This window comes from Cetobacterium sp., from assembly GCF_977044495.1.
This window is the reverse complement of record NZ_CDRRQU010000078.1, coordinates 1-4533: the sequence shown is the minus strand read 5'-3', so window position 1 is coordinate 4533 and position 4533 is coordinate 1. Positions and strand designations below refer to the sequence as shown.

General features: G+C 28.9%; 5 protein-coding genes and 1 pseudogene. 5 read left to right on the top strand and 1 reads right to left on the bottom strand.

What is annotated here, in order from left to right; translation table 11 throughout:
• From ACWI69_RS11705 to ACWI69_RS11695, 3 genes and pseudogenes are all read left to right on the top strand, one after another.
• Positions 1 to 251: pseudogene (locus ACWI69_RS11705) on the top strand (NCS2 family permease); the annotation flags it as partial.
• Positions 252 to 355: 104 nt separating this feature from the next.
• On the top strand, positions 356 to 916 hold the full coding sequence (locus tag ACWI69_RS11700) for a manganese efflux pump MntP (RefSeq protein ID WP_448822012.1): 561 nt from the start codon (positions 356 to 358) through the stop codon (positions 914 to 916).
• Positions 917 to 925: 9 nt separating this feature from the next.
• Positions 926 to 1897 (top strand): metallophosphoesterase, encoded by a 972-nt coding sequence (locus ACWI69_RS11695; protein WP_448822011.1) that lies wholly within the window; start codon positions 926 to 928, stop codon positions 1895 to 1897.
• Positions 1898 to 1927: 30 nt separating this feature from the next.
• Here ACWI69_RS11695 and ACWI69_RS11690 read toward each other — a convergent pair whose 3' ends face one another.
• Positions 1928 to 2101, bottom strand: coding sequence for a hypothetical protein (locus ACWI69_RS11690; protein ID WP_448822010.1), 174 nt, complete (start codon positions 2099 to 2101; stop codon positions 1928 to 1930).
• Positions 2102 to 2255: 154 nt separating this feature from the next.
• Between ACWI69_RS11690 and ACWI69_RS11685 the strand changes: the two genes are divergently transcribed.
• A complete protein-coding gene (locus tag ACWI69_RS11685; protein WP_448822009.1) occupies positions 2256 to 3242 on the top strand; it encodes an aspartate-semialdehyde dehydrogenase in 987 nt (328 codons plus the stop codon).
• 10 nt (positions 3243 to 3252) lie between these two features.
• Positions 3253 to 4401, top strand: a complete 1149-nt coding sequence (locus ACWI69_RS11680) for a pyridoxal phosphate-dependent aminotransferase (RefSeq protein ID WP_448822008.1) — start codon at positions 3253 to 3255, stop codon at positions 4399 to 4401.
• Positions 4402 to 4533: the final 132 nt, after the last annotated feature.

Below are 4533 nucleotides of genomic sequence, written 5' to 3'. Positions count from 1 at the left end.
CTCCAGCACTGGTATTAGTAGGAGTATTTATGTTTAAGTCCATTGGAAATATAGATTTTACAGATATGAAATTAGCGATTCCTGCATTTATAACAATTGTAATGATGCCTTTAACATATAGTATAAGTATAGGATTAAGTTTTGGTTTTGTTGTATATATAGTAACTCATGTTGCAGCAGGGGAGACAAAGAAAATAAATATGGCTCTATGGATAATCGGTGGACTATCTATTTTAAATTTAATAGTATAAACTTTTGAAGAGAGAGAACTCTCTTCTTTTTTTTTTAAATAAATTGAGAAAAGTAAAAAGAAAATGTATAATATAGAAATTGAAAAAATTTATTGGAGGGAATAATGGATGTACTGTCACTTATATTGATTTCTATAGGGTTAGCTATGGATGCATTTGCTGTATCATTAACTGAAGGGTTGGCAATGAAGAAATTAAAAAAAAGAAATATTTTTAAAATTGCACTTGTATTTGGAGGATTTCAAGCGTTAATGCCGTATATAGGATGGAGAATAGGTGGTGTTTTTGCAGAGAAAATATCAGAGTATGATTATATAATAACAACGATATTACTATTATTTGTCGGTGGAAAAATGGTTTTTGATGGTTGGAAGGAGCAAGAATGCGAGGTAGAAGGGAAATGTGAGATGGCTTCAAACCTATTTTTATTGGGGTTTGCAACAAGTATAGATGCTTTAGCTATCGGTTTTTCCTTTTCATTGGTTCCAAATTTGAATATATATTACTCCATAGAGATAATAGGAATAATAACTTTTTTAATAGCGTCCATAGGAGTTTATTTAGGGCATAAAGTAGGACATTTAATAAGTTATAAAACAGAGTATCTAGGAGGAGGAATATTAATTTTAATGGGATTTAAAGCTTTTATTGGACATTTTCTATAAGGAGAAATTATGGAACAGTTGTTTTTAATAAACTTTATATTTTTATTAGCAATTTTACCTATTTTTTACATCAGAAGAACTTTTTTTAGAAGAAATATTTTTTTGGGTAGATTTTTAGGAAATTATATTTTTATAGCCCATTATATATTTTTTCTATTAATAATTTTAGGGGTAGTAAATTATTTTTATCGATTAAGTAAATTAAATATAGTGACAGTAGCTTTTATAGTACTTCCAGTGTTTTTCATCTATGCGTATTATAACTTCTCAGTAGCAAAAGTGATAAAAAATGTAATAAAATTAGAGAGACATAAAAGTGGTAAAAAATTACGAATAGCATTTATATCAGATATACATTTGTCAGCTTTAACTAATAAAGACAATATAGAAAATTCTTTAAAAAGAATGGCTGAAGAAGAACCAGATATCTTATTGATAGGGGGAGATTTAGTTGATTTTAGTTGTAAAGATATCAAGGCAGACTTTACAGCTAGTTTTAGAGAGATTGAGCCTAAATATGGGATGTATGCGATTTTAGGAAACCATGAATACCATGGAGGAGTAGAAGAAAATATAGAGTATATTAAAAGTTTAGGTATAAAAGTTTTAAGGGATAGTGCTATAAAAATTGAGGAAGTAAATATTATTGGAAGAGACGATATAACAAATAAAAAAAGAAAAAAAATAGCATATTTAAAAAAGAAGGTAGATACAGATCTTCCGACAATTGTATTGGACCATAATCCAAACTCTATAGAGGAATCCATTGTGAATAGAATTGATTTAGAGCTTTGTGGACATACACATAGAGGACAGTTTTTTCCGTATAATTTAATAGTAAAAAAAATGTATAAAAATTATCATGGATATAAAGTGTTTGGAGTGACTCACACGATAGTAAGTGCAGGATTTAGCTCTTGGTTAATTCCTTATAGAGTAAATAGTACAAGTGAAATAAATATAATAGATTTATATTATTGATAATAAAAAAGAGGACTTTAGTCCTCTTTTTTATTCGTTATCTTCTTGATCTATATCATTTCTAACTTCACTCGCTTCAGCTTCAACATTTGGACTCAATATAGGATCCATTATATCAGGAACTTCAGCTGGTTCTTTTTTTGGAACAGGACAGACACAAGTTTTTGGAAGATTAACTTTGGGTTTATTACAACATTTTGACATAAAAATCACCTCTTTAATTTTCTTTAATCTATTCTTCTGATTTTGTTTAAAATTTCCTTCAATAATGTTAAAATAAATTTATAATATTTTTATTAATTTTTATTTGAAAGATGGATTGATGAAAGAATTTTTTAATTGTAATGGAGGGACTAGAATGTATAATATAGCAATAGTGGGAGCAAGTGGATTAGTAGGTGGAACTTTTTTGAAAGTTTTGGAAGAAAGAAATTTACCAATAAAAAATTTATATCTTTTTGCTTCGACTCGTTCGGCTGGAAAAAAAGTTATCTTTAAAGGAAAAACTTTAATAATAGAGGAGCTTACAGAAAAAAGTTTTGATAGAAAGATAGACATAGCACTATTTTCTGCAGGTGGTGATATCAGTAAAAAATTTGCACCAATTGCAAATAAAAAGGGTGTGATAGTAATTGATAATAGCAGTGCTTGGAGAATGGATAAAAGTGTCCCACTAATTGTACCAGAAGTAAATTCAGAAGAGATATTTAAAAATGAAGGTATAATAGCAAATCCAAATTGTTCAACGATTCAGTCTGTTGTGCCGTTAAAAATTATAGATGATTTATATGGTATAAAAAGAGTTATTTATTCTACCTATCAAGCTGTATCTGGAAGTGGAATAAAAGGAATGGAAGATTTGAAAAGAGGGCTAGTAGGAGAGGAAGCTAAAACATATCCTCATCCAATAGTTAATAACTGTTTACCTCATATAGACTCATTTTTAGAAAATGGGTATACTAAAGAGGAGGAAAAAATGATAAATGAAACTCGTAAAATTTTAAATAAAAAAAATCTTCCAATAACAGCAACGTGTGTCAGAGTCCCAGTTTTGAATGGACATTCTATATCAATAAATGTTGAATTAGAAAAGGAAGTAAATTTGGAAGAGCTAAGAGATAAATTTAAAGAAGCAAAAGGTATAGTTTTCAGAGATGATATAGGAAATAATATTTATCCTTTAGCTACTGAAGCTACTGGAACAGATGAAGTTTATGTGGGACGTTTGAGAAAAGATTTTAGTATAGAAAAAGGGTTAAATTTATGGGTTGTAGCTGATAATATAAGAAAAGGGGCGGCAACAAATGCAGTACAAATTGCAGAAATTTTAATGAAAAAAAAGTAGAGGAGAAAATATGCTAAGAGTAAACCCAAATTTGGATAAAATAGAAATATCTGTCATAAGAAAGATAGCAGAGGCGTGTAAAGAATATGAAGATGGTGAAAAGAAGTTAATTAATTTAACAATAGGAGAGCCAGATTTACCGCAGTCGAAAATAATAATAGATAAAACTATTGAGTATATGCAAAACACTAGATTAGGTTATCCGCAATTGGGAGGTATGATTGAGCTAAGAGAAGAGATAGGAAAACATTATAAGGATAGATATAAGGTGAATGTAGGGTCTGATGAAATAATTGTAACGGTTGGAACTACAGAAGGATTGTCGACGGTGATAAAGACTATAATTTTACCGGGGGATGAGGTTCTAACTCCATTACCGGTATATTCAGGATACGAACCATTGATAACATTAGCGGGAGCTAAGTTAATAAAAATGGATACGTCAAATGAAAATTTTGAATTGACTGTTGATATGTTAAAAAAACATATAACGCCACGAACAAAAGCTATTATTGTAAACTATCCATCAAATCCATCGGGAGTTATCATTTCTGAGAAAAATAGAGATGATATATTGAAGTTTGCTAAAGAAAATCATCTATATATCATAAGTGATGAGGTCTATAGTGAAGTTGTATATGAAGGGAAGCATAACAGTTTTTTACAAGAAGAATATAGGGAAAACGTTATTTTAATAAATGGATTTTCAAAATCCCATTCTTTAACTGGATGGAGAATAGGATATATAATAACAAGTAAAAAAATAAGAGAATACTTACTAAAAGTCCATCAATATACAGTAACTTCAAGTAGTATAATTTCTCAAAAGGCTGCTTTAGTAGCTTTAAAGGAGTGTAAAGATATCTCTTCACAAGTTAATATTTATAAAAAAAGAGCTGAAAGTGTATATAATAAGTTAAAAGAAAAGAATATTTTTGCTATAAAACCAAGAGGGGCAATCTATATTTTTGTATCACTAGATGGAATTACAAATTTGAATTCCCTAGATTTTGCTAAAACTCTTTTGGAAAAGGAGAGAGTTGCAGTTGTTCCAGGTATAGCTTTTGGAATGGATAGATATATAAGAATCTCTCTAGTAAAAGATGAAGCTATTCTAAATGAAGCCATAGATAGGCTTATTAACTTTATAAATAAATAAAGATAGAGAATAAGAACTCTATCTTTTTTATTGGGAGTATAAATAATTTTGTGTAAATAATAATTGCAGACCTTCTAGATTAATGATGTAATATCATTAAAATCTAGGAGGTTTTTTTATGGCAAGAAAAAG

Bases quoted from the DNA above. Each gene is read 5' to 3' on its own strand.
- ACWI69_RS11700 (WP_448822012.1), top strand. From the start codon at position 356: ATGGATGTACTGTCACTTATATTGATTTCTATAGGGTTAGCTATGGAT.
- ACWI69_RS11695 (WP_448822011.1), top strand. From the start codon at position 926: ATGGAACAGTTGTTTTTAATAAACTTTATATTTTTATTAGCAATTTTA.
- ACWI69_RS11690 (WP_448822010.1), bottom strand. From the start codon at position 2,101: ATGTCAAAATGTTGTAATAAACCCAAAGTTAATCTTCCAAAAACTTGT.
- ACWI69_RS11685 (WP_448822009.1), top strand. From the start codon at position 2,256: ATGTATAATATAGCAATAGTGGGAGCAAGTGGATTAGTAGGTGGAACT.
- ACWI69_RS11680 (WP_448822008.1), top strand. From the start codon at position 3,253: ATGCTAAGAGTAAACCCAAATTTGGATAAAATAGAAATATCTGTCATA.